At 34.4% G+C, this 23,801-nt stretch carries 10 protein-coding genes; all 10 read right to left on the minus strand.

Annotation, left to right across the window (positions count from 1 at the left end; genetic code table 11):
• Positions 1-41: 41 nt before the first annotated feature.
• Positions 42-833 carry a ribonuclease HII gene (locus P6940_RS01300; protein ID WP_277292957.1) on the minus strand — a complete coding sequence of 264 codons (792 nt, stop codon included), beginning with the start codon at positions 831-833 and terminating at the stop codon, positions 42-44.
• Complete coding sequence (gene ylqF, locus P6940_RS01305) at positions 820-1,719, minus strand: ribosome biogenesis GTPase YlqF (protein ID WP_277292958.1); 900 nt, start codon at positions 1,717-1,719, stop codon at positions 820-822. Before ylqF ends, P6940_RS01300 begins: the two co-directional genes overlap by 14 nt.
• 220 nt (positions 1,720-1,939) lie before the next feature.
• Entirely contained in the window at positions 1,940-2,281 is a 342-nt protein-coding gene (rplS, locus tag P6940_RS01310) for a 50S ribosomal protein L19 (RefSeq protein ID WP_028257379.1), read from the minus strand.
• A gap of 241 nt (positions 2,282-2,522) precedes the next feature.
• Positions 2,523-4,574, minus strand: coding sequence for a glycine--tRNA ligase subunit beta (gene glyS, locus P6940_RS01315; protein WP_277292959.1), 2,052 nt, complete (start codon positions 4,572-4,574; stop codon positions 2,523-2,525).
• A 1-nt stretch (position 4,575) separates the two neighbouring features.
• A complete protein-coding gene (gene glyQ, locus P6940_RS01320) occupies positions 4,576-5,451 on the minus strand; it encodes a glycine--tRNA ligase subunit alpha (protein ID WP_028257381.1) in 876 nt (291 codons plus the stop codon).
• Positions 5,452-5,853: 402 nt separating this feature from the next.
• Positions 5,854-10,806 carry a TonB-dependent receptor plug domain-containing protein gene (locus tag P6940_RS01325; protein WP_277292960.1) on the minus strand — a complete coding sequence of 1,651 codons (4,953 nt, stop codon included), beginning with the start codon at positions 10,804-10,806 and terminating at the stop codon, positions 5,854-5,856.
• A 407-nt stretch (positions 10,807-11,213) separates the two neighbouring features.
• The gene (locus P6940_RS01330) at positions 11,214-16,217 is read right to left on the minus strand and encodes a TonB-dependent receptor plug domain-containing protein (RefSeq protein WP_277292961.1); all 5,004 of its coding nucleotides are present in this window, start codon (positions 16,215-16,217) and stop codon (positions 11,214-11,216) included.
• 407 nt (positions 16,218-16,624) lie between these two features.
• Positions 16,625-21,787, minus strand: a complete 5,163-nt coding sequence (locus tag P6940_RS01335; protein ID WP_277292962.1) for a TonB-dependent receptor plug domain-containing protein — start codon at positions 21,785-21,787, stop codon at positions 16,625-16,627.
• Positions 21,788-22,111: 324 nt separating this feature from the next.
• Positions 22,112-22,711 carry a hypothetical protein gene (locus P6940_RS01340; protein WP_277292963.1) on the minus strand — a complete coding sequence of 200 codons (600 nt, stop codon included), beginning with the start codon at positions 22,709-22,711 and terminating at the stop codon, positions 22,112-22,114.
• A gap of 440 nt (positions 22,712-23,151) precedes the next feature.
• Complete coding sequence (gene upp, locus P6940_RS01345) at positions 23,152-23,778, minus strand: uracil phosphoribosyltransferase (protein ID WP_277292964.1); 627 nt, start codon at positions 23,776-23,778, stop codon at positions 23,152-23,154.
• Positions 23,779-23,801 lie beyond the last annotated feature (23 nt).

Raw genomic sequence — 23,801 nt, forward strand, 5'->3', positions numbered from 1 at the left:
ATTTTATATAAATTCTTCTAGTAAAAGAGATATGTAATTTTCTATTTCGCAAATCCTGTAAGTGTTTTAATCGGTTCAAAACTACGCCTGTGAATCGGAGTAACACCTTGATTTTCTAATGCTTCTCGATGTAATTCTGTATAGTACCCCTTATGAATAGAAAAACCATACCCAGGATACTCTACTTCTAATGACTTCATATATCGATCACGCGTCACTTTAGCAATAATAGACGCAGCTGCAATCGTAGCACTCTTGCTATCCCCTTTAATAATAGATTCTACAGGTATCGTTAAATTAGGTAATTTCATCGCATCAACGAGTACTGCCTCAGGTGCTACTGATAAAGTACTAACAGCTTCATACATAGCCTTTCTTGTAGCTTCATAAATATTAAGAGAATCAATGATTTCTGGGCCATACGAAACACAAGAAATAGCTATTGCTTTTTCCTGTATCTCTTCATATAAAGCTTCTCGTTTCTGTTCAGACAATTTTTTAGAATCATTTAAACCAAGTATACATATATGAGGTGGCAATATGACAGCTGCCACCGTTACTGGTCCAGCAATAGGCCCTCTTCCTACCTCGTCAACTCCAGCTACATGGTACATACCTTGGTTATAAAACACTTCTTCAAATGCATACATGCCATCGATTCTTTGCCGTTCTTTTACTAATTTTTTCTGTTTATTAATATATGACTGTGCTAATTGTCTAACAGAACTTCTCCTATCTTCCTGTGCCCATAATAGATAGTCTAGTGCTACTTCATCAACTAACAATTCTTTAATTGATGATACTGTTAACTTTTCAAATTCAGTCTTCAACATAATACCGTTCCTCATCGACACGATCTAACGTCATAACACCTAATTTCCCACTACGATAATCTGTCAAAATAATACGACGAGCTTTATCAATATCTACTATACCGCCACTGACTAAGCACCCACGACGTCGTCCAATATGTTCAATAATAGAAGGTGCATCTATCAATTGTTCTTCTTTTAGTTTATATCGCTCTATCAAACTCTGTGGATGTATGGTGAGTATCGTCTCTATTAATTGCTGTATGACGGACTCTAAATCGTACACATCATCAGAAATCGATCCAGTCATCGCAAGCCTAGCTGCAGCCCGCTGATCCTCTAATTTAGGCCACAAAACCCCTGGCGTATCTAAGAGCTCCAAGTTTTTCCCAATTTTCACCCATTGCTGACCTCTTGTATGGCCTGGTTTATTAGCAGTTCTCGTTGCTCCAGAACCAGCTAATTGATTGATCAACGTAGATTTTCCTACATTTGGTATACCTAGAATAATGGTTCGTACCGATCTCGGACGAATCCCTTTTTGTATCCATCGATTCATAATTGGTTGGCTCAATGTTTCTACCAACTTAATTAATTGCTTTTTCCCATTGCCCACTTTAGAATCCATCGCCAACACAGATAGCTGCTTAGATTTGAAAAATTCAATCCATTGCTTGGTTATCATCGGATCCGCCAAGTCAGCTTTATTTAAAATAATTATATGTGGTTTATTACCAATGGTATCAATCATAACAGGATTAGCACTACTTCGTGGTATACGAGCATCCAATAATTCAATGACCACATCAACCTTTTTTATATGCTCTTGAATCATACGAGTCGCTTTCGCCATATGACCTGGAAACCAATGCACTACAGGAAATAATTCTTTATTTTGATTCGCCATATATCCTCCCACTATCATATATGCTAGATTGCCATCAGGACATGAAATTTTTCTCTCTAGTATATAAAACGCCAATGTATATACATAACTATATGTTCTAGTTCTATGATGCAATGCAATAGAATTCTATCCATCGTATCGCTTTATTGTATTAATACTGTCATATATAGGTAATTCTATAAAAATAAAGGGCTGCCTTTGGCAACCCTTTATTAAATAATTAGCGTTTTTCACGAATACGTGCAGCTTTACCGGTAAGATTACGTAAGTAGTACAATTTAGCACGACGAACGATACCATGACGAAGAACTTCGATTTTAGCAAGACGTGGGCTGTGTAAAGGGAATGTTCTTTCTACACCAACGCCAGATGCAATACGACGAACTGTAAAAGTTTCACGAATGCCGCCGTTTTGGCGTTTAATAACAAGGCCTTCAAACATCTGAATACGTTCGCGGCTGCCTTCGACTACCTTTACATGAACACGTACTGTATCTCCAGCACGGAACGCAGGAATGTCTGCACGAAGTTGTTCTTGTTCAAGCACATTAATAATATTCATTTTATTTCCTCCTATTGTAGACATTCTTACTCACACCTCATGAGCAGCGGACTATCTCAAATTAACACTACAATTTTATCACAACTGATAGAAAAATAGCAAGTTTTTTTACATCATTCACTATACATTGTGAAGTGCACTACTCTAATATATACCTTTCATAGGTTTTAATAAGGATTCTATCTCCTCACCGATATATACCAAAAATGTATTGCCATTCCCCTAAGGCGATAAAACTATATTATTTCAATGCACTAATATCACCGATAATTGCCATAGATTCATAGGCTAATCGAAGCAATTGTAATCGATTATTCTTAATAGCTTCATCTTTATCCATAACCATAACTGCTTCAAAAAACTCATTAATCGAATCGATTAATGTAGCTGGCACGGCCACCACTTTCGCATATGCTTCCTGTTCCCATGCGCTTTGACTTAGGTTATAGGCTTCTAATGCCTTTTTAAATAAAGTAATTTCAGCCTGCTCTTGTAAGGCACTTTCATCAACACCGCTATAAGAAATATCTTTCACCAAGTTATACATACGTGTGAAAGCTTGTACTAGTTCTTCCTGTTCATCAATGCGATTATTCATAATAGCTTGAGCTAATCCCTCTGCATCAGCTACAGTAGTACTATCATTAGAAAGTATTAATTCTATCACTGTATGAGGTAATTGGCGATCCAAGAAAATATGTTTCAACCGCAATGTAAAGAACGTTGTTACCTGTTTCATTAATTCACGCTGTTCTTCTTCAGGTACTTGTAATAATTCCATAGCCTTCGTGAAAATTGGAACTAAGCTTACATTCCATTCAGAGTCCATCAATATATTTAGTATACCAATTGTTTGCCGACGTAATGCATAAGGGTCTTGTGAGCCAGTTGGAATTAACCCACGGCTAAAAGTAGCTACAATATTATCGATTTTATCGATAATAGATAATACTTTACCAGCGCTTGTTGTTGGCAGTACATCACCTGCGAAACGTGGTAAATACTGTTCATAAATAGCTTCTGCCACTTCAGGTGATTCTCCATCTAGCAAGGCATATTCTTTCCCCATGACACCTTGTAACTCAGTAAATTCTGTAACCATACCTGTCGTTAAATCAGTCTTTGCTAATTGTATAGCCCGTTCTAAAATAACTAATTCCGATTCTTCTAAATTAACTGCTTCCCCTAATACTGCACCTAATTCTAATAAGCGCTTTGTTTTATCACTTAAATTTCCTAGACCCTCTTGGAATACAATCCGAGTCAATCCTTCACTACGATCCGCCAATGCTGTTTTTCTATCTTCCTTAAAGAAAAATTTTGCATCATCTAAGCGAGCTCGTAACACACGTTCATTGCCATGCTGTACTGTTTCTAAGGAATGGTCAGATCCATTACGAACCGTCAAAAACATAGGTAATAGCTTTCCCTCTTTTGTCATCAATGGAAAATAGCGTTGATGATCTTTCATAGGTGTAACAATAGCAGCATCTGGCAATTCTAAATAGGATTCATCAAATTCCCCACATAGAGCCGTAGGCCATTCTACTAAATAGTTAATTTCTTCTAGTAATTCATCATCCCAAACAATATGAGCATTCTTTTCATCCGCTAAGTCAAATAATTGTTTCTTAATCAACGAACGACGTTTATCTTGGTCGACCATGACAAAATTTTCTTCACAAGCCTTTTCATAACTTTCTGCATCCGGAATGGTAAAGTCCCCATTACTTAAAAAGCGATGTCCTCGCGATACATTACCTGATTGTATCGTAGCAAATTCTACAGGAATCACTGTATCATCAAGTAATGCCACTAACCAACGAACAGGTCGAACAAACTTGTCATCTAAATTGCCCCAATGCATGGATTTAGGGAAACTCAAGCCATGAATCAATTCTGGTAGTATATCTTTTAAAATGGTTTCTGCTTTCACGCCCTGTGTCATAGTAACCGCATAGATATATCCATCTTTTTCTACTAACTTAGATACATCAATACCTTTTCCTCGTGCAAAGCCCATTGCCGCTTTTGTAGGTTGATGATCTTTATCATAAGCGATTGCCACAGAAGGCCCCTTATGTTCCTCATGCATATCGGCAGACTTTTCATCGAGTCCAAAAATTTGTAATGCGAGTCTTCGTGGTGTACCTTTTGTAGCAATACTTTCAAAAGAGAGATGATGGTCTCTTAATTGTTGTACAGCTAATTCTTTTAGCTGAGCAAGAACTTGATTCATAAAGCCCGCTGGAATTTCTTCACAGCCAATTTCAAATAAAAAATCCTTTGCCATCTTATTTATCTCCTTTCAAAAGTGGGAATCCTAATTCTTCTCGTTTTTTTAATTGTGCTTTTGCACATATACGGGCTAATGCACGTACACGACCAATAAATGCCGTTCTTTCACTAATACTGATAGCCCCGCGAGAATCAAGCAAATTAAATGTATGCGAACATTTTAATACATAATCATAGGCTGGTAGCACATAGCCTAATTCACAAATGCGTTTTGCTTCTGATTCATACATGTCGAATAAGGTAAATAACATATCTGTATTGGCTAATTCAAAATTATAGGTAGATTGTTCCACTTCGTTAGCATGCCACACGTCTCCATAGGTAACGGTATCATTCCATTTCAAGTCGTACACATTTTCTACCCCTTGAATGTACATGGCCAATCGTTCTAATCCATAGGTAATCTCTACAGAAACTGGCTTTACGTCTATGCTGCCAACTTGTTGAAAGTAGGTAAATTGTGTTACTTCCATCCCATCAAGCCAGACTTCCCAACCGAGGCCCCATGCTCCCAATGTAGGAGATTCCCAGTTGTCTTCTACGAATCGAATATCATGTTCTTCCGCATGAATTCCTAAGACCGCCAAACTCTCTAAATATAATTCTTGTATCGTATCTGGCGATGGTTTAATAATCACTTGAAACTGATGATGTTGATATAAACGATTTGGATTATCTCCGTAGCGACCGTCTGCCGGACGACGTGATGGTTCTACATAACAAACAGACCAAGGCTCTGGTCCTATGGCACGAAGAAATGTTGCTGGGTTCATGGTGCCCGCACCTTTTTCTACGTCATAAGGATTTTGCAATACACAGCCATGTTCGCCCCAGAATTTTTGCAAATTTAGTATGATCTCTTGAAATGTCATAATCAATCCTCCACATACTCATAATCGATGGTAATTGAACAAAATAAAACGTCCCTGCAACGAAATTCGCTACAGGGACGAGAATAACCCGCGGTTCCACCCTACTTGGCAATATGCCCTCTTTTTTAATCGACCTTTACTAACCAATTGGCGTTCCTGTCAAAGCTCCACAGCGCCTTCGACTCAATTGTGAGCTTACACTATCCTCACTCGCTGATACGAGACTACTACTCTGTTTCTTAGCTATTATCATAATTGTACAAGTTAGATGTTACGGTGTCAATATAAATATGTGTTTATATTGAGAAATATGGTAAATGTATTTTACTCTATATAAAATTTACTAGTATAACTAATACTATATCATACCAATACAAATAACTGGATACCATTACTTCTACTTTAGAATCTATAAGTAGCTTGTACTCTTGCATAATCACCTAATGAGAAATTTTCAGGACCAAATAATGTATCTCGTTTATTAGTGCCTTTTGCATCAAAAGTATAGAACATTTCCCAAAGAACATTCTTCGTTGGCACATATCCAGTACCTATAGTAAAGCTACGTATACCATCTAAATAGCGATCTGGTAAGGATTCAGTCCCGTTGCCACCAAAGAATGAACCGTGTTGGAAATATTTATAATCTACAAACATATTCCAGCTACGAGGGACATTGATATCTGCTTTACCAATATCTAATCGTGCAGTCCAAAAATAAGGAGTGCCACCATCAACATGTCCTTTAGCTTGATAATCCCCAGAGTCAGCCTCTTGATACCCTACGGAATGACCATTCATATATCGTCCAAAATTAGTTTGATTACGTCCATAGTCAAAGGATAGAATAGCACTTCTACCAAATTGCCATTTAGCCCCTATGCCCCACACATTAGCTAAGTGATTAAATTTTGACATATCATTGTTCTTGCCATTAGCTGCACCAATAGTATATGTGTCATCATTAATGGATTGCAAATACCAAGCATTGAAACCTAAATTATGATTCAACCTGTGCTTAACTTGTGAAAATACAGTTTGATGAATGGAAGGTATCACATCTTGCTCCATAACAGATCCTTCAGTTTTAACAATTAAACCGATTGCATCCCCTAATCCGGCTCGTGGTTGTTTACTTCCATCTTCAGCAGAATATAATACTTTAGTTAAATTATAAAGATATGATAAAAATACTTGTGGGAGACGTCCTTCAGATCCATAAATAGTTAAACCTTGCGGTGAACCTTCACCTGTAAAGCTAGATTCATAGATAGATTCAATTAATCTGTCACTATTGATAGGTTTATATGGACCTGCGGCCCAATCATCTGGTGGTATGATTGACTCTTCTAAATCAGCAATTGTCACAGTTTTAGGCAACTCATAATCTCCCCATGTTTCATTGACCGTAATAGGCTTCCATGTTCCATCAGCAGTTTTTTCAACAGCTCGCGTAATCATTTCATTACGATATTCATCAGTATCATAGATTTTCCATAATTTACGGATCTCATGTTTTGCAAGTTCATTATATGCAGAAATAATAGAAGCCTTTTTATTTGCTGATTGTAGATAATTCCATCCCACTTTACCATCTTTATTCGTTTCTAATGCACTAATTTCCGAACCTTTAATACTTAATGCATCACCATATTTTTCAATAAATTTCAAGTCTTCATCTGTTGTATTACTTGTAATCTGTGTTGAAAAATTAAGGTCTAGCCCTCTTACCATGAGTTCTTTTTTTGTTTTTTTATTAATTATTTTATATACAGGTTCAATTTTATTATCTCCATAAAGAGCTAATGGAATACGAATCTTATTCATTTCCTTTCCATAAGCTTTATTTACTATTGTTACTAATCTGCGTAATATGTCAGCTCGTTTTTCTAATGGTTCATTAGCATCAACAGAATCTCTCAATTGTTTATAAAAATTAATATTTTTATCTGCTCCTTTTATGACATCTGATGGTTCTAATGGTTTATATGAAGAATCATAATTAGTACCAGTAGCATCAGGCTTAATTCCAAGTAGTTCATTCACAGTAACTGGTCGTTTGAACTTTTCATACAAAATATGAGTATATGGAGAATCAATAATACCAGTACTACCTTTTAAAGACCCATAGCCTATACGAATTTGGGAATTCTGGCCCGTCCAAATAGCACGAACTCCATCAAATTCTTTACCAAACCAGTAGCCAGTTACGCCCATAGATTCTGTTAATCGGCCAATTGAAAAGTCCCAATGATTTACATGTTTTGTAACATCTAGTTTATCAATTCTCTGTTTGTTAAGTGATTTATTCTTATCTAAATCAAGCTTCGTATCTATATTAGATGTACTAGATGCACTGCCTACTACTTTTACATGCAATGTATCATTCATTCTAGCATCAATTCCTAATCGAAGACGTTGTCCAAATGAGTGACCATCTGCATCATACATATTTTTGCTTCCTGTCGCCACACTCGTATCTGTACGGAATATAACACCTGCACGATTAGATCCACCATGTGCATTCCACCTTGCACGATAGTCACCAATTAAAGTAACTCCACGTTGTTTATTGCTATCAAACGATGATGCTACAAAATCATCCAATGATAACTTAGATAAGATAAAAGGACTTTCAAAATTGCCATCACTAGTTATATCACCACTGCCAAATTTCATGTTAATACCAAAACGATATACTCGTGACTGTATAGCTCGATCATCATCATGGTGATTGAATATATTATTAACTCCTATATATGCCAATGAATCTTTACCGATTTGTTTTTGCAATATAAAATTCCAAATACCAAATGTTTTCTTTTTATAATCTGAACGATGTGCATAAATTTGACTAGCTTGTTTGTCTAATCCCTCCATACTCCAATAATTGGATGAATTTGCCAAAGAATTAGAGTCTAACATATTAATATAATAATTACTCCATAAAGAACCATTCCAACCAGATTTTTTATTCGTATAGTTAATATTAATATCAAATTTATGTACTGGTTTGTCTAATAATTGATGTGGCATAGTAGGGTCTGATTTATTAATCGCATGAAGCCAAGTATAACCTAATTTAGTAGACCAGTAATGACCAAGCTTTTGTGTAACTTCAAACTCAAGTCCTGTAATATCAGCCTTCCCTATATTTTTAAAACTATAAATAAGATCAGGTGCCACTTTCCATTTTTCAGTAAAACTCAAATAAGGTGCAAAATCCTTAACTTTACCTGTAAAGTAAGTAGTCATATAGTTTTTAATCTGGTTATGAAATATACCTACTCGCCAAGTTGTTTTTTTATTCTCTCCTTCTAAACTAATATCATAATTAACGGATTTTTCTGGTTTTAAATTAGGATTTCCATCCCACCACCAACCCATACGAGCATATCCCATAGCAATTGGTGTACTACCAAACATTTCCCAGTTATACCACAGCTCACCCATTCCTGGTTCTGTATATCCTGTACCAATATTAGTTTTTAATCGACGATGTGGATTCCCATGAACCATGTGCGTTATGCCAAGGTTTCCAGATATATTAAGTCCAAATAAGCTGCTCCAATCAGCACGAATAATTGGTGTAAAAATCGTGTCATCTGACACTTGCCAAGTATCACCAATATAAATATGTCGTTTTTTTATCTCTCCACTACCTACAGTGATTTGATTATTACGTTCACGATACTCACCCATAAACTTTTTACCATTATAAATAGGTGCTGTCTTATTAATTCGTGGATCATGAGAGACACCTTCAGAAAAATACTTACCTACTATATTAGTATATGATGTATTTGCTAATGTTGGGTTTTCTCGTTCTAATGCTTCTTTAAAAGGTTGATAATTATTTAAAAACCACGATTTTGACGGCGTATCATAACCACTATTACCAGAAATGCTCCCTGTATATTTTGACATAGAAATTTCGCCTTTTTCTAAGCCATATTTAACATAGTCATTATACGACACCAAAGGTTTACTATTATCTTTTAACCCATAATATTCATAATTTTGTTGCCACACATTATTTTCATTAAATGCATAATCATGAATATGAGACCATAATAATTTTCTATTATTAGCTGCTGTGTTTGATAGACCTTCAATATTATCAACGCTATCTACCATTAAATTTTTATCATAGTCCCACGGATTCACTTTCATCGTTTTTCTATGAGGAGATGCCTTCAAACGACTACCCTCTCCTGTTTCGATAGATTGTCCAAATCCATAACTCAATACATGTTGATCGTTAAGATCTGTCATAAAATTTGCTTGTATCGTTTTCTGGCGATGATCAACATTATCTATATATTTTAATTCATTTTTCCCTTCATAACGTGAGCGACCACTATAATTAGTAAGCGCCACATCATCTTCTTTCATTTTTGTATAATTAGACTCAATAGTCCATGCTGTACGCCCTTTTTTATCTGACCAATTAAAAGTGTAATTATCTCGTTCTGACTTGCGTTTATAAATTTGTTGTGGCTCTACTTCTGCATCAGTATGTTTAACATGTCTCGATAAATCTTCTGTATAATGGCCTATATTAAAATCCATCTTGTTATTTTTAGAAAACTCATACGAGCCAACAGCGCCTAATTGGATAGCATTACCGCTATATCTTAATTCATTGGTTTGAAAATTTTCTTGAAATGATTCATTTTCTCCCCAAACATGTCGCCGCTTTTCAGTAGCATATACGGGCATAATATCTCTTTTACTTCCAAATATACCAATAGTAGCATTACCCATTCGCCCAGAATCTGCACGCACATAATAATTGCTATGTGGAACAACTCCTCTATCACCTTTGCCTCTCAAACTCTCCATGTTAAAGGCTATTTCTGGTGCTACATTAGCTTTTTTAGTAATAACATTAATAACACCGCCCACAGCATCCGAACCATATTTAGCACTTGCAGCACCTTGAATCACTTCAATGCGCTCTACATTTTCTGTCCCTAACCTTAGTAACTCATCAGCAGCACCTGAATATTTTGATAAATCTCCCATGACTTGTTGTCCATCCACTAAAATTAACGTATGTCGTGGCTCTGCACCACGAATCGATACGCCAACACGTCCCATGGCATCAACAGTTCGAGAAACACCTGTCTGATTAAAAATAATGTCTTCCACAGATTTTGCTTGTTTATCTTGTATGTCCTTTTGAGTAATAATACTAACTTGTTGCGAATTCCATTTAGCTTCCTCAACTGCTTTATTAGCACGTACAGTAACTGCATTAAGTGTAGTGGCTGCAGATACATTATACGTTACGCAACACGATGACATCCAACATAATATACCTAGTGATAATATCACTTTTCTTTTCCGCATAAGAACCTCCAAAATCGATAATAATTTTCATTAGCACTATCGTATAGTATTACTATTTCTTTGTAAATATCGAAATTTAAAATAAATCCAAAAAGGTAATAAATACACGCACTTTAATCCAAAAATGTATAGTAAACTATGTATATTTACAAAAAACCGCCATTATTTTTTAGATTTTATAATCATATAAGACGATAATTTTATTATTTATCATCATAATAAAGTGATATGTATAATTCTCTATATACCCGTAAACTTAATAGTGTGGTGAAGAATCCACTATCAATTTAACAATAGTATTTTACCTATTCTTAATACATGAAGTAGTAAAAAGTATAATATAATACATCGACTTTCTACTACTTCATGTTATAGCTCTATCTATTATTTTTTTAGTACTCTATAAGTTAAAATTTATACGTCATTTGTACAGTAGAATAATTTCCAAGACTAAATGCTTCTGGTCCAAATAAAGTGTCTCTATTTTTAGTACCTTTAGCATCAAATGTATAGAAAGCTTGTAATAATACATCTTTTCTAGGTACATAACTCATGCCAAATGTAAAGCTTTTAATACCATCTAAATACCGGTTAGAAATACCTTCATGACCAGTTCCACCAAAATAAGCACCATGATCAAAATATTTATAATCTACAAATGCATCCCATGAATTAGGAATATTCATATTACTTTGCCCTATATCAAGTCGCATAGTCCAGAATTTTGGAGTATTGCCAGATGAATATCCTAATACGTCAAAATCTCCCATACCACGTTCATGGTAATAATTGGTATGTCCATTCATATACCGTCCAAAATCAGTTCTATTTTGACCATAATCAAAGGATATTTTTGTAAGATTATTAAACTTATATTCAGCACCTATACCAATAACATTCGCAAGTGTTTTAAATTCTGTATTACTATTACCGCTTAGTGTTGCATTTTGGAATGTTTGGAATGTATCGCTACCACCATGTACATACCAAGCTTGTATGCCTAATCGATTAGACACTTGTTTTTTATATTGTACAAACATTGCTCTATGAATTGGAGGAATACGATCTTGATTCAAAATAACACCATAAGTATTGATAAAATTACCCGTTAGCTTACCTAGTGCTGCACGAGGTAGTGTATTATTATTCTCAGAATTTTCTACGACCCTACATAATTCTTCAAAATACTGGTCTAGCATAGGATTCATTGTAGTATTATCAGACTTAATATCTCCGGTCTTATAATTGTCATCAATTAATTGCTTTTGTAAATTAGTAGATTTACGTACATATTTAGAGGCTCCATTTTCTTTACCTTTATAATCATTACTATAATCCTCTTTAAATAGTTTTACAACACCTAAATAATCATAATCAGAGATATTAATAGATTCATTTTTTTCATACGTTGTAATCTCACCATTTTTAATCGCCTCATCAGTAGTACCTGATGCTACACGAATAACAGGATCAGAAGTACCATTACTTAAATATCCCAAGTATTCTTTAGCTGCTTTTTCACCTTGGCTAACAACAGCACTTATAAATTGTTCAGCATGATCATTAATGTAACTACCATCAGTCACTAATGCCTTTTCATCAGAAAGTGGTACTGTAAATTTATTCCTCAACGTTCGTTTTGCTAATTTTTCTTCTGGGGAATCCCAAACTTGTTCTGTTACATCAAATGGTATTCTAGTCTTTTTGTATATAATTTCTCCTGTTTTCTTATTTTTTAATTTAAACATAGCCATAGTATCAATATTTACATTTAATGGAATTCTTTTATTTGTCATATCAGTCCCATAGGCTTGTTTAATAATAGCGTGCATCCGTTTAAGAATGGCTACGCGTTCTTCCACCGTTTTAGCCTCGGTCAATTGTTGATAGAAGAATGCTTTATCCGTTTTCCCCTTGTATTGACTCTCATAAATTCCCGTCATACTATCTGAATCTGGTTTATCAGTAGAATTTTTAGGTAATTCACTAGATCCAGATTTAGAGGCACTTAGATTATCATTCGGGAATCGATCATATTTTAATCCTAAGAATTCAGCCACTGTTGGAGGACGCTTAATTTCACCACAAATCATGTGTGTATATGGAGAATCAAAAACTCCTGTAGTATGTGAAAAATCACCATACCCAATTCGTAGCTGATTTGTTTTATGAGTCCATACAGTTCGTACACCATCAAATTCTTTATTAAACCAATATCCTGTTACCCCTATTTTTTCAGGCAACCGTCCAATGGATACATCCCATTTATGTGTAGAATGGGTGATATCAATACGATCTAACTGTTGATGATTAAAGCTTTTTGCATTAACTATATTGGCAGAATCTGATACTATAGGCTCTCCCGTAGCACTGCCTATAACAGTAAGTTGTGTATTCTTGTTTAACTTGGCATCCACACCTATACGAGTACGTTGCTCAAATCCATGATCTGCATTGTCTTTCATGTTATTGGTTCCCGTATTTACATAGGATGCGGGATGCTTTTTATTGCCATATGTGTATTCTCCACGATACATCGGCTGTGGTCTATTTAAACCACCCACATTTATAAAGCGAGCTCGATAATCGCCCCATAGGTGAATAGAATCTGCCATTGTGTTTGGACGCGTAATAAACGTTGGAGTAATTTCTTCCAATGCTTTAGAATGTACTGATGTTTCTATTTTCTGTTTTTTATCGATTTTTCCATCTGCACCAAATTTTAAGTTAACACCAAATCGATATACTCGTTCTTGCGTAGCCCTATCATCATCTCGATGATTGAACAAGTTATTAATTCCCACATACACCAGAGAATCCTTCGCAATTTGTTTTTGAACCATCAGATTCCAAACACCAAACGTTTTCTTTTCATAACTTTGATTTGATTTATTAGCATATGCAGTGGAACCATCATCATAATAGTAATTAGCATTATTAGATACCGTATTGCTATCTAACATATGTATGTAATAGTCTCCCCATAATTGTCCATTCCACCCCGATGCATCATTAGTATATGTTAATCCTATATCAATTTTATGAACTGGTTTATCTAATAGTTGTCGAGGCATATCTGGATCAGACTTATTAATGGCATGTAAATAGGTATAGCCTAATTTGGTTGCCCAGTGTTTTGTAAATTTATGTTTAACCTCTAACTCAAGTCCCGTAATTTCAGCTTTACCGATATTTTTAAAACTATAAATCATATCCGGAGCTTTTTGCCATTTTTGATCTCTTGGTAAATACGGTGCAAAGTCATATAATTTCCCTGTGAAATACACCGTCATATAGTCTTTTATACGATTATGAAATAAACCCAATCTTGCATAGGTATTTTTATTTTCTCCTTCTAAACTAATATCGAAATTAACCGATTTTTCTGGTTTTAAATTAGGATTGCCAAACCAATACCAACCCATTTTAGCAACACCCCAACCGACTGGATGTGAGCCATACATTTCCCAATCATACCATAATTCACCCATGCCTGGTTCCGTATATCCAGTTCCCACATTGGCTTTAAAGCGACGATGAGGGTTACCTTGCACACTATGCGTAAATCCTAATGTGCTCGACACATGACTTCCAAAGAGGCTACTATAATCATAGCGTATAATTGGTACAATCGTCGTATTATCATTCACTTGCCATGTATCTGATAGGAAGAAATTATGTTTTTTAATAGTTCCTTTTCCTACATCGAGCCGTTGGCTTCGATTACGATATTCATCCATAAACCGCAATGGTTTTCCATGTTCATCTTTATTGAATCTCGGTGCTTTATCATATTCAGTCTCCGATTGACCTTGCTTATAATAATCTAGCACCAAGTTACTTCGCTGATTTGCCATTTCTGGATTTTGTCGTTTTAACTTGTCTTCAAAGGCGATAAAATTATTATACTCCTTTTCGGACATCGTATCCGATCCATCTGGAGCTGTTATCGTTCCTGTCCATTTGCTTTTATCTGGCCTTCTTGTCCCTTTTGCTTTAACATAAAATTTGACATAATCATCATAAGTAAAATCGGCTACCGTATCTGGATTTCCTTTAACAGTGCCATAGTACTCATAATTATAATCCCATTCAGGAATCCCTTTATCATTGATAATAGTTTTATAATCATGAATATGTGAATACACCCGTGGTCGTGTATCACCAGGTTCTGCCACCCATCGATCTAAACGTTCTACTAATAAACTTTTATCATAATCCCATGGATCAATATACATTTTAGATGTTTGTGGTGAATGTTTAAGTCGACTACCTTCTCCGTCTTCTTTAGTATAGCCAAATCCATAGGTTAATACATGTTGATCATTTAGAGATGTATTCGCCGATGCCTTTATACTCATCTGCTTATGATCGATATTATCAATGTAGCGAAGTTCATTTTTCCCTTCATACGCAGACCGTCCACCATAAGTAATTAAGGATACATCATCTTCTTGAATCTTAGAATAATTTGTTTCCACTTCCCAGTTAGTAGACTTGCTTTTTCCTGTCCACGTCAAACTTCCTGTATTTCTGCTGGCATTTCTTTTAAAATGCTGTTGTGGTGCTGTTTCTTCTGTTGAGCGCTTTACATCACGTATTAAATCTTCTGCATACCGATTGATTCGAAGGTTTACAATATTATTTTTATTAACGTCATAGGATGCCATCAATCCAATATCTGAGGCATCGCCATAATATCTCAATACATTAGGTTCAAACTTACTAGCTTCTTTTTTATCAGCAAATGATAATTGCTTATGTGCCAATACAGGCATAATATCTCGTTTACTACCAGAAATAGAAACTTTCAATTTACCCATGTTACCAGAATCGGCACGCAAGAAATAATTTTTAAATGGTGCTATATCATTATCAACTTTTCGTTTTGATGCTTCTCCATTAAGTTGTAATGTAGGTGTATGATTTGCTTTTTTAGTAATAATATTAATAACACCACCGATAGCATCTGAACCATATTTAGCACTCGCTGCACCTTGAATCACTTCAATGCGTTCTACATTTTCAGTACCTAATCTCATAACTTCATCAGCAGCACCAGAATATTTATCAAAATCGCCTAATACTTGTTGCCCATCTACCAAGATTAACGTATGTCGTGCTTCTGCGCCACGAATCGATACACCTACACGCCCCATGGCATCAACAGTACGTGAAACACCAGTTTCTGTAAAAATAATGTCTTCCACAGATTTTGCTTGTTTTTTTTCAATGTCTTCATGAGTAATAATACTAACTTGTTGTGGATTCCATTTAGCTTCCTCAACTGCTTTATTAGCACGTACAGTAACTGCATTAAGTGTAGTGGCTGCAGATACATTATACGTTACGCAACACGATGACATCCAACATAATATACCTAGTGATAATATCACTTTTCTTTTCCGCATAAGAACCTCCAAAATCGATAATAATTTTCATTAGCACTATCGTATAGTATTACTATTTCTTTGTAAATATCGAAATTTAAAATAAATCCAAAAAGGTAATAAATACACGCACTTTAATCCAAAAATGTATAGTAAACTATGTATATTTACAAAAAACCGCCATTATTTTTTAGATTTTATAATCATATAAGACGATAATTTTATTATTTATCATCATAATAAAGTGATATGTATAATTCTCTATATACCCGTAAACTTAATAGTGTGGTGAAGAATCCACTATCAATTTAACAATAGTATTTTACCTATTCTTAATACATGAAGTAGTAAAAAGTATAATATAATACATCGACTTTCTACTACTTCATGTTATAGCTCTATCTATTATTTTTTTAGTACTCTATAAGTTAAAATTTATACGTCATTTGTACAGTAGAATAATTTCCAAGACTAAATGATTCTGGTCCAAATAGAGTGTCTCTATTCTTAATACCTTTTGCACCAAATGTATAACTTACTTCGAATAAACAATTATTAAATGGTACATAAGATCCACCTATAGTAAAACTCTTTATACCATCTAGATATCTATCGCTTAATACGCCTGTTCCATTTCCTCCAAAGAAAGATCCATGTTCAAAATATTTGTAATCTGCATACATTGACCAGGAATGAACATTATCCATATCCGCTTTTCCAATCTGTGCCCTCACAGCAAAAAACTTAGGAGTATTTCCTGATGTATTCCCTGCTAAGGAAAATGCATTAGTATGAGTATCATATTGATACTGCATATGTCCATTCAAATATTTTCCTAGAGATGACATATTGATACCCCAATCAATAGAGAATAGTGCCTGATTTCTTAATGTATATCTAGCACTTAGTGCTAGAATATCAGCTACTGTAGTATAATACCGTAACTCATTACTTCTAATACCACCATCTTCTCTTGCCGATTCATACATTAACTCGCGATTTGCTTGTGAATGTAAATACCATACAGAAATTCCTAAATTCTGTTGCATTTCTTGTTTTAACTCAAGGAAAAATGCTTCTCCTATAGCTGGTACAACTGATCTATCAAGTACATAGCCTGGTTGCATCACAAACACACCTGTACTAGCACCCAATGGAGCACGTGGATATAAGCTTCCCTTTTCAGTAAATCGCAATGCATTATCCATTTTTTCTGCATAAGCGGCTACAGGTGCCACCAATCCTTTATTTTTTTCACCATCAGCGGGTAGTATATTCCCTTTCTGTATAGTAGAAAATAATATATTTTTATCAACTGTTTTCCCTGTTATTTCAGTAGCTTTAAATGGTGGTCTTTCCATAGATTCTTTAGCATCATTAATATCACTAGTGAACTTATCGATTTTCACATCTTCCTTCACACGAGCTTTTAGTAAATCAAAATGTTCTTGTTCTAAAGGCGTTAATGAATTATCAGAATATATTTTCCCATAATAATCACCTAGAGTACCTTTTACCTCTGGATGTGTTGCTTCAAAAATTTTTACATCCTTGTCTAACTTTTCGAAATTTCGTTGCGCCTCTTCTTTTTTTGCTGTATAAACTGCTAAATTATCTTTCGCCTCATTATATTCTGCTAAAGAAACGTCTTCTTCATGCTGTATCCGTTCTGACAAAGCCTTATCGTATCGTTTTGTCAATTCGTCACCATGTGTATCTATAAATTTTTTTATAAAATCACTACCATCACCTTGAATTGGTGCATCGTTATCATAACTGACACTTAATATATCTTTATTCTCTACTACTGGTAATTCAACATATTTCGACTTTGGAAAATGCTGTTCACTTGTCGCATACTTATCTATATCTGAACTATAAAATGGATACGTTCTTGTTTCAGTCAAATATTTAATACCCGCTTCTCCTACTTTTTCAGGTTTCTTATTCGCTATTACAGAATCATATGTTTTTGTATACCCATATACCGCTTTAGGTATTGTTACATAATAGTAAGTTTCATCCTTTTTCAAATAATCCGGATATGCCTGCTTAAGCCAATTATAATAAGTACGTAATGTTGCATATTGACCTGTACTATCTCCAACTTTCTCCTGTAATGCTTTATGTAAAGGAGTGAATGGCTTAGTCAAAGTAAGTCCATCTACATTATCTAAAAATTCACTTACTGTAAGTGGGCGTTGCATAGTCTTATACGATATCTGTGTATATGCAGAATCATTAATACCTGTATTCTTAGAGAAATCACCATAGCCAATACGAACTTGTGTTTTTTTATGTGACCACACTGCTCGTATACCATCAAAATGTTGGTTAAACCAATATCCCGTTTCTCCTAATTTTTCTCCTAATCGTCCAATCGATATATTCCACTTCCGATTAACTCTTGTTAAATTAGCTTCTTCTATGTGCAATTGGTTGACTCCATGCGTAGTCTTTTCATTATCTTCAGTCATAGCACCTTTATGACCACTAGCACTAGTTAGTATTTTTATCTTCGTACGTTCATCTACTCTTCCTTCTAGTCCTAATTCAACCTTTTGTTCCCATCCATGTTCGGAAGGATCGATCATGTTTTTTGTCGCTGTGCCAATAGCAGAAGTGAGTGTAGTTCTTACATTAGGACGATTTTCTCCTTGCATATAATGGCTTTTCCAAATATAATCACCGACAAAATGTAGTTTTGAGTTACTAATTTGCTCATACGGTGTCAATAAAAATTTATCAAAGTGAATAAGTCCTAAGTCAATATTATCTATTTTCTTGTTTACTTGATCAGTTATCACTTTGTATAAGTGACCATCACTACCAAATTTAAAATTTATCCCAAAACGATATACTCTTTCTTGCAATGCTCTGTCATCATCTCTATAGTTAAAAATATTGTCAATACCGATATATGCTCTCATATCAGCTCCCCAAGATTTTTGTACTATAAAATTCCATATCCCATACGTTTTAGATTGATATTTTTGCGTTTTCCCATGCGCAAAATATGTTTCAATATGAGATATATTCGGTGATTCCTTTTCAGATGGTCCATAAGAATCTATATAGTTTCCACTTCCAGATAAAGACCGACTATCCAACATATCGATATAATAATTACCATATAAAGAGGCATACCATCCTAATTTTTTATCATCATATGTAAGTGCTATATCTAATTTATGTTTTGGCTTATCTAATAATTGTTTAGGCATTGTTGGATCCGAATTATTAAGTGTATGTAAGAATGTATATCCTAATTTTCCTGACCATTTATCACTAAATTTATGTGTAACTTCTGATTCTATTCCTGTAATAGACACATCGCCTATATTTTTAAAACTATAAATCATGTCTGGTGTATGTGAAAATTTCTGAGCACCTAAGTGAGTATTTTCATTATACTCTGGATAGAAATCTAATAATTGTCCTGTAAAATACAATGTATGATAATCTCGAATAGTATTATGAAATATAGTTGTCCGATACGATGTATTCTTTGTTTCGTGTTCCCATCCAATATCCACATTAAAAGATTTTTCAGGCTTTAAATAAGGATTCCCGATCCAATACCATCCCAGTCTAGCAGTGCCACCTCCTATACCTCCACTAATCGGATTGCCAGGATACATTTCCCAGTTATAATACAACTCACCCATACCAGGTTCTGCATAACTAGTTCCTATATTCGCTTTTAAACGTTTATGTGAATCTCCATGAAGACTATGAACCATTCCCATGTTAAAAGATAAGTTATTACCAAATAAATTACTGTGATCCATGCGTATAATAGGTGTTAACAATGTATTATCATCAATTTGCCAATTATCTTCAAAGTAAACATATTGTTTTTTTATCGTAGCCTCTCCCATAGTCATTCGATTATGCAAAGCATCACCTTTTTTAAATGCAACTCCATTCAATAAAACAGGAAATGATTTTTTTCCAATCTGCATAGGTTTCCCAGTAAAATAATAATAAACAATTTTACTTTGTGCTATTGTAGACTCTGTTTCCATTGCTTTTTTTATATCTGGATTCTCTTCATACAACTTAGCCACTAATTGATTAAAATGATTCCTTTTTTCTGGTGTTGTATGTTCTAAAAAATATGATATTCTATTATTACTATTTAAATGCGAACTCGTTATACCTGATGGGTATGAATCTGCTAGATCAAATGCATGTTCTTGACTAAAAAATTCCTCGTACGTAAATTTAGGTAAATACTCCTTCCCCTCAACGCCTTTTTCATAGCCGTACCACTCTTTTAACCGATTCCAGTAAGGTGTATTATTTTCGTCTCGTTCAATAGGATAATCCTCTATGCGCGAGGCCACTTCATGAGTAGTTGGATCTTCTTTTAAATGTTTATCATAATCCCAAGGATTTATATACCATTTTGAAGTTGTAGGAGCACTTTTTAACCGACTTCCACTCCCATCTTCTTTCTTAATACCCATGCCTATATTTACAAAGTGTTTATCATTCACGTCAACATGGAAATTCGAATGCATATCGAATTCTTTATGATGAATAAGATCCACATTATTTAGTTCATTCGCGCCAAAATAAGATTCATGACCTATCGTATTAGTTAGGGTAACATCATTTTCATTTAATTTTACATAGTTAACTTCTACATCCCAATTTACTTTTTTCTTATTCTTAGTGTGCCAATTTAAATTATACGCATCTCTCATAATAGTACGTTTAAACTGAACTTCTGGTGCCATAATGGAGGTAGAGCCTTTATTGAACCTATGTAACTGATCTTTATGCGAATCTAATTTAAAGTTAATAGTATTATGATTATCTTTTTCCCAATCTAAACTAACGCCTATATTGGATTGTTCTCCAAAAAAGCGTAATGAATTTTTAGCAAATACACTCATATTATCATGTGCTAATTTAGAAGACTTCCTAGGATTATTAGCGTACACCGGTAATATATCGCGTTTGCTACCATATAATGCTAATTTTAAAGAACCTACTCGCCCTGTATCTGCCCGCAAAAAATAATTAGAATATGGTGTGCTACTTTGCATACCTTTAGTGCGTAAAGACTCTATATTAAACTGTACCGTCCTGTTATCCATCGGTTTCTTAGTGATCACATTAATGACACCACCAATGGCACCAGATCCATATTTCCCAGAAGCAGCGCCTTGTATTACTTCTATATGATCTAGATTTTCACTTCCAAGACGCATAAGTTCATCGCCTTGTCCTTGATATTTTGCAAACTCTCCAAGAGCAGGTTGTCCGTCAATTAAAATCAAAGTATGTCTTGGATCGGCACCACGGATTGAAACACCTACTCGACCCATGGAGTCAACCGTACGTGAAAGTCCTGTCTGGTTAAAAATAATATCTTCTACAGATTTAGCTTGTTTATCTTGTATATCTTTCTGAGAAATAATATTAATTTTTTGAGAACTCCATTTAGCTTTTTCTATATTACGATCAGCTTTCACCTGTACATCTTGTAATTGTGAAGCTCCATATACAGGTTGATATACATACAAACCAATCAACCAAGACGTTATAGCCATCGATAACATTACTTGTTGTTTTTTCATACAAAATCTCCCTAAATACACAATTAACGAAAATGATAATTATTATTAATATTAATACATATAGTATACTAAGATATAAGCGTTGTAAATATAGAAATTCTAAGAAATATACGATTCAATCCAAAAAGATATAAAATATACATGAAATACTCCAAAAATATCGACAAAAGAGTACTAGCTAGTTCAATTAGCTATAAAAAAACTAGAGGAGCATGACAATTGTCAATGTTCCTCTAGTTTCTATAATTCTATAATTCTATATACTTTATAATAAAATAATAACTATACCTATATATCTATACCATGCTATAGGATACAATGGTATTATTTATTCTTATACATCCAATATAGATAGTATATCACTAATGCATAGGTAATAATATCATAAACTTGTAAAAATGGTACCATTGCCACTAACCGCTTAAATCCATGAACATGGATATTAGCTGCAATCAAGGCCACTACATTCAAACGATGAAGCCAAATCACCTTCTTATGTGACATAGAAGTAGCTAATTTCTTAACCCATGGTGACAAATAGATAACACCTACAACAAATGCAATAAACATGGCAACTAATGCTGTATAGCCACCCCACCAACCTAGTACGGATTTAGCAGCTTTACCAAAATATAGGTACCAATGAGCGGCAATCAACAAGGTGCATATAATACCAAGAATACGATGTACATTATACATCTCTTTTACATTATAGCGTTGTATAAACCATTTAGGTTTTGTCGCCAAATATGTCATAACAATCCACGTTACATATGGTATAAGCCCCAAATAGATTTTCCAATGGCAATCAAGCTTACCTTGTAATGCATACCCATATTCCATCATACCAATAAAAATAGCCGATAGTACTCCTATCCAGATCAAAATATGATATTGACTCTTGTATTGTCTTGTAGTAACCAAAATTTTCTCTCCTTATTATGCTAAAAACAACTTATAAAACCATAAAGATTATAGCAATTTTCATTTTTATTGTAAAGGATAATTATTATCTATATGTTAAATTACAAAATTATAACGATTAACGCTAGACTTTTACAATAACACATACAGCAAAGTATAAAATATAGTTATCCACTATGTCCCTAGTATTACGATGTCAGATTCTTATATAACTAGTATATGCTATTTCTATTCTACGTATAACTAACATCTAATTCTATCCGGATGATACCTAACATCAACATGTCCTGATCATTAGTAAATATACCATCTCCTTAACAAGTAATCTGCTATTTCTCATTCTTAGTCATCCCATACGCTAACTATACATACTAAAAATGACAGTATATAGTTCCCAACGGGTTCTATATACTGTCATTTTCTAGTATTAATCCTATTCTTTATTTAGTGCCAAAAATACGATCTCCTGCATCGCCTAATCCTGGCAAAATATATCCATGCTCATTTAAACATTCATCAAGAGCTGCTACAAAAATAGTCACATCTGGATGATTTTTATTGACTACTTCAACACCTTCCGGAGCTGCTACTAAACACATCAATTGAATATGTTTAGCACCTTTTTCTTTTAATAACGTGATCGCTGCAGATGCACTTCCTCCAGTGGCTAGCATAGGGTCTGTAACAATAAAAGTACGTTCTGCTATATCACTTGGTAATTTACAGTAATATTCAACTGGTTTCAATATTTCTGGATCTCGATATAGACCAATATGCCCAACTTTGGCAGTAGGAATCAAATCTAACATACCATGAACCATGCCAAGTCCGGCACGAAGTATTGGCACAATACCTAATTTTTTGCCAGCGATTCGCTTACCTACCATTTTTACAAGTGGAGTTTGTACATCTACATCTTCCAATGGCAAATCTCGTGTAATTTCATATCCCATTAACAATGTAATTTCATCTAAAAGCTGTCTAAAATCTTTAGAACCTGTTTCCACAGATCGCATAAGCGTTACTTTATGCTGAATTAATGGATGTGTCATTACATTTACATTCATAACTAATTTGCCTCCTATATAGC

The organism is Veillonella montpellierensis (assembly GCF_947090115.1).
Classification (GTDB): Bacteria; Bacillota; Negativicutes; order Veillonellales; family Veillonellaceae; genus Veillonella; species Veillonella montpellierensis.

What these genes read in the sequence shown, in the direction of transcription:
- rplS (WP_028257379.1), bottom strand. Translation starts at nt 2,281, where the DNA reads ATGAATATTATTAATGTGCTTGAACAAGAACAACTTCGTGCAGACATT.
- upp (WP_277292964.1), bottom strand. Translation starts at nt 23,778, where the DNA reads ATGAATGTAAATGTAATGACACATCCATTAATTCAGCATAAAGTAACG.
- glyS (WP_277292959.1), bottom strand. Translation starts at nt 4,574, where the DNA reads ATGGCAAAGGATTTTTTATTTGAAATTGGCTGTGAAGAAATTCCAGCG.
- P6940_RS01330 (WP_277292961.1), bottom strand. Translation starts at nt 16,217, where the DNA reads ATGCGGAAAAGAAAAGTGATATTATCACTAGGTATATTATGTTGGATG.
- glyQ (WP_028257381.1), bottom strand. Translation starts at nt 5,451, where the DNA reads ATGACATTTCAAGAGATCATACTAAATTTGCAAAAATTCTGGGGCGAA.
- P6940_RS01325 (WP_277292960.1), bottom strand. Translation starts at nt 10,806, where the DNA reads ATGCGGAAAAGAAAAGTGATATTATCACTAGGTATATTATGTTGGATG.
- P6940_RS01335 (WP_277292962.1), bottom strand. Translation starts at nt 21,787, where the DNA reads ATGAAAAAACAACAAGTAATGTTATCGATGGCTATAACGTCTTGGTTG.
- P6940_RS01300 (WP_277292957.1), bottom strand. Translation starts at nt 833, where the DNA reads ATGTTGAAGACTGAATTTGAAAAGTTAACAGTATCATCAATTAAAGAA.
- ylqF (WP_277292958.1), bottom strand. Translation starts at nt 1,719, where the DNA reads ATGGCGAATCAAAATAAAGAATTATTTCCTGTAGTGCATTGGTTTCCA.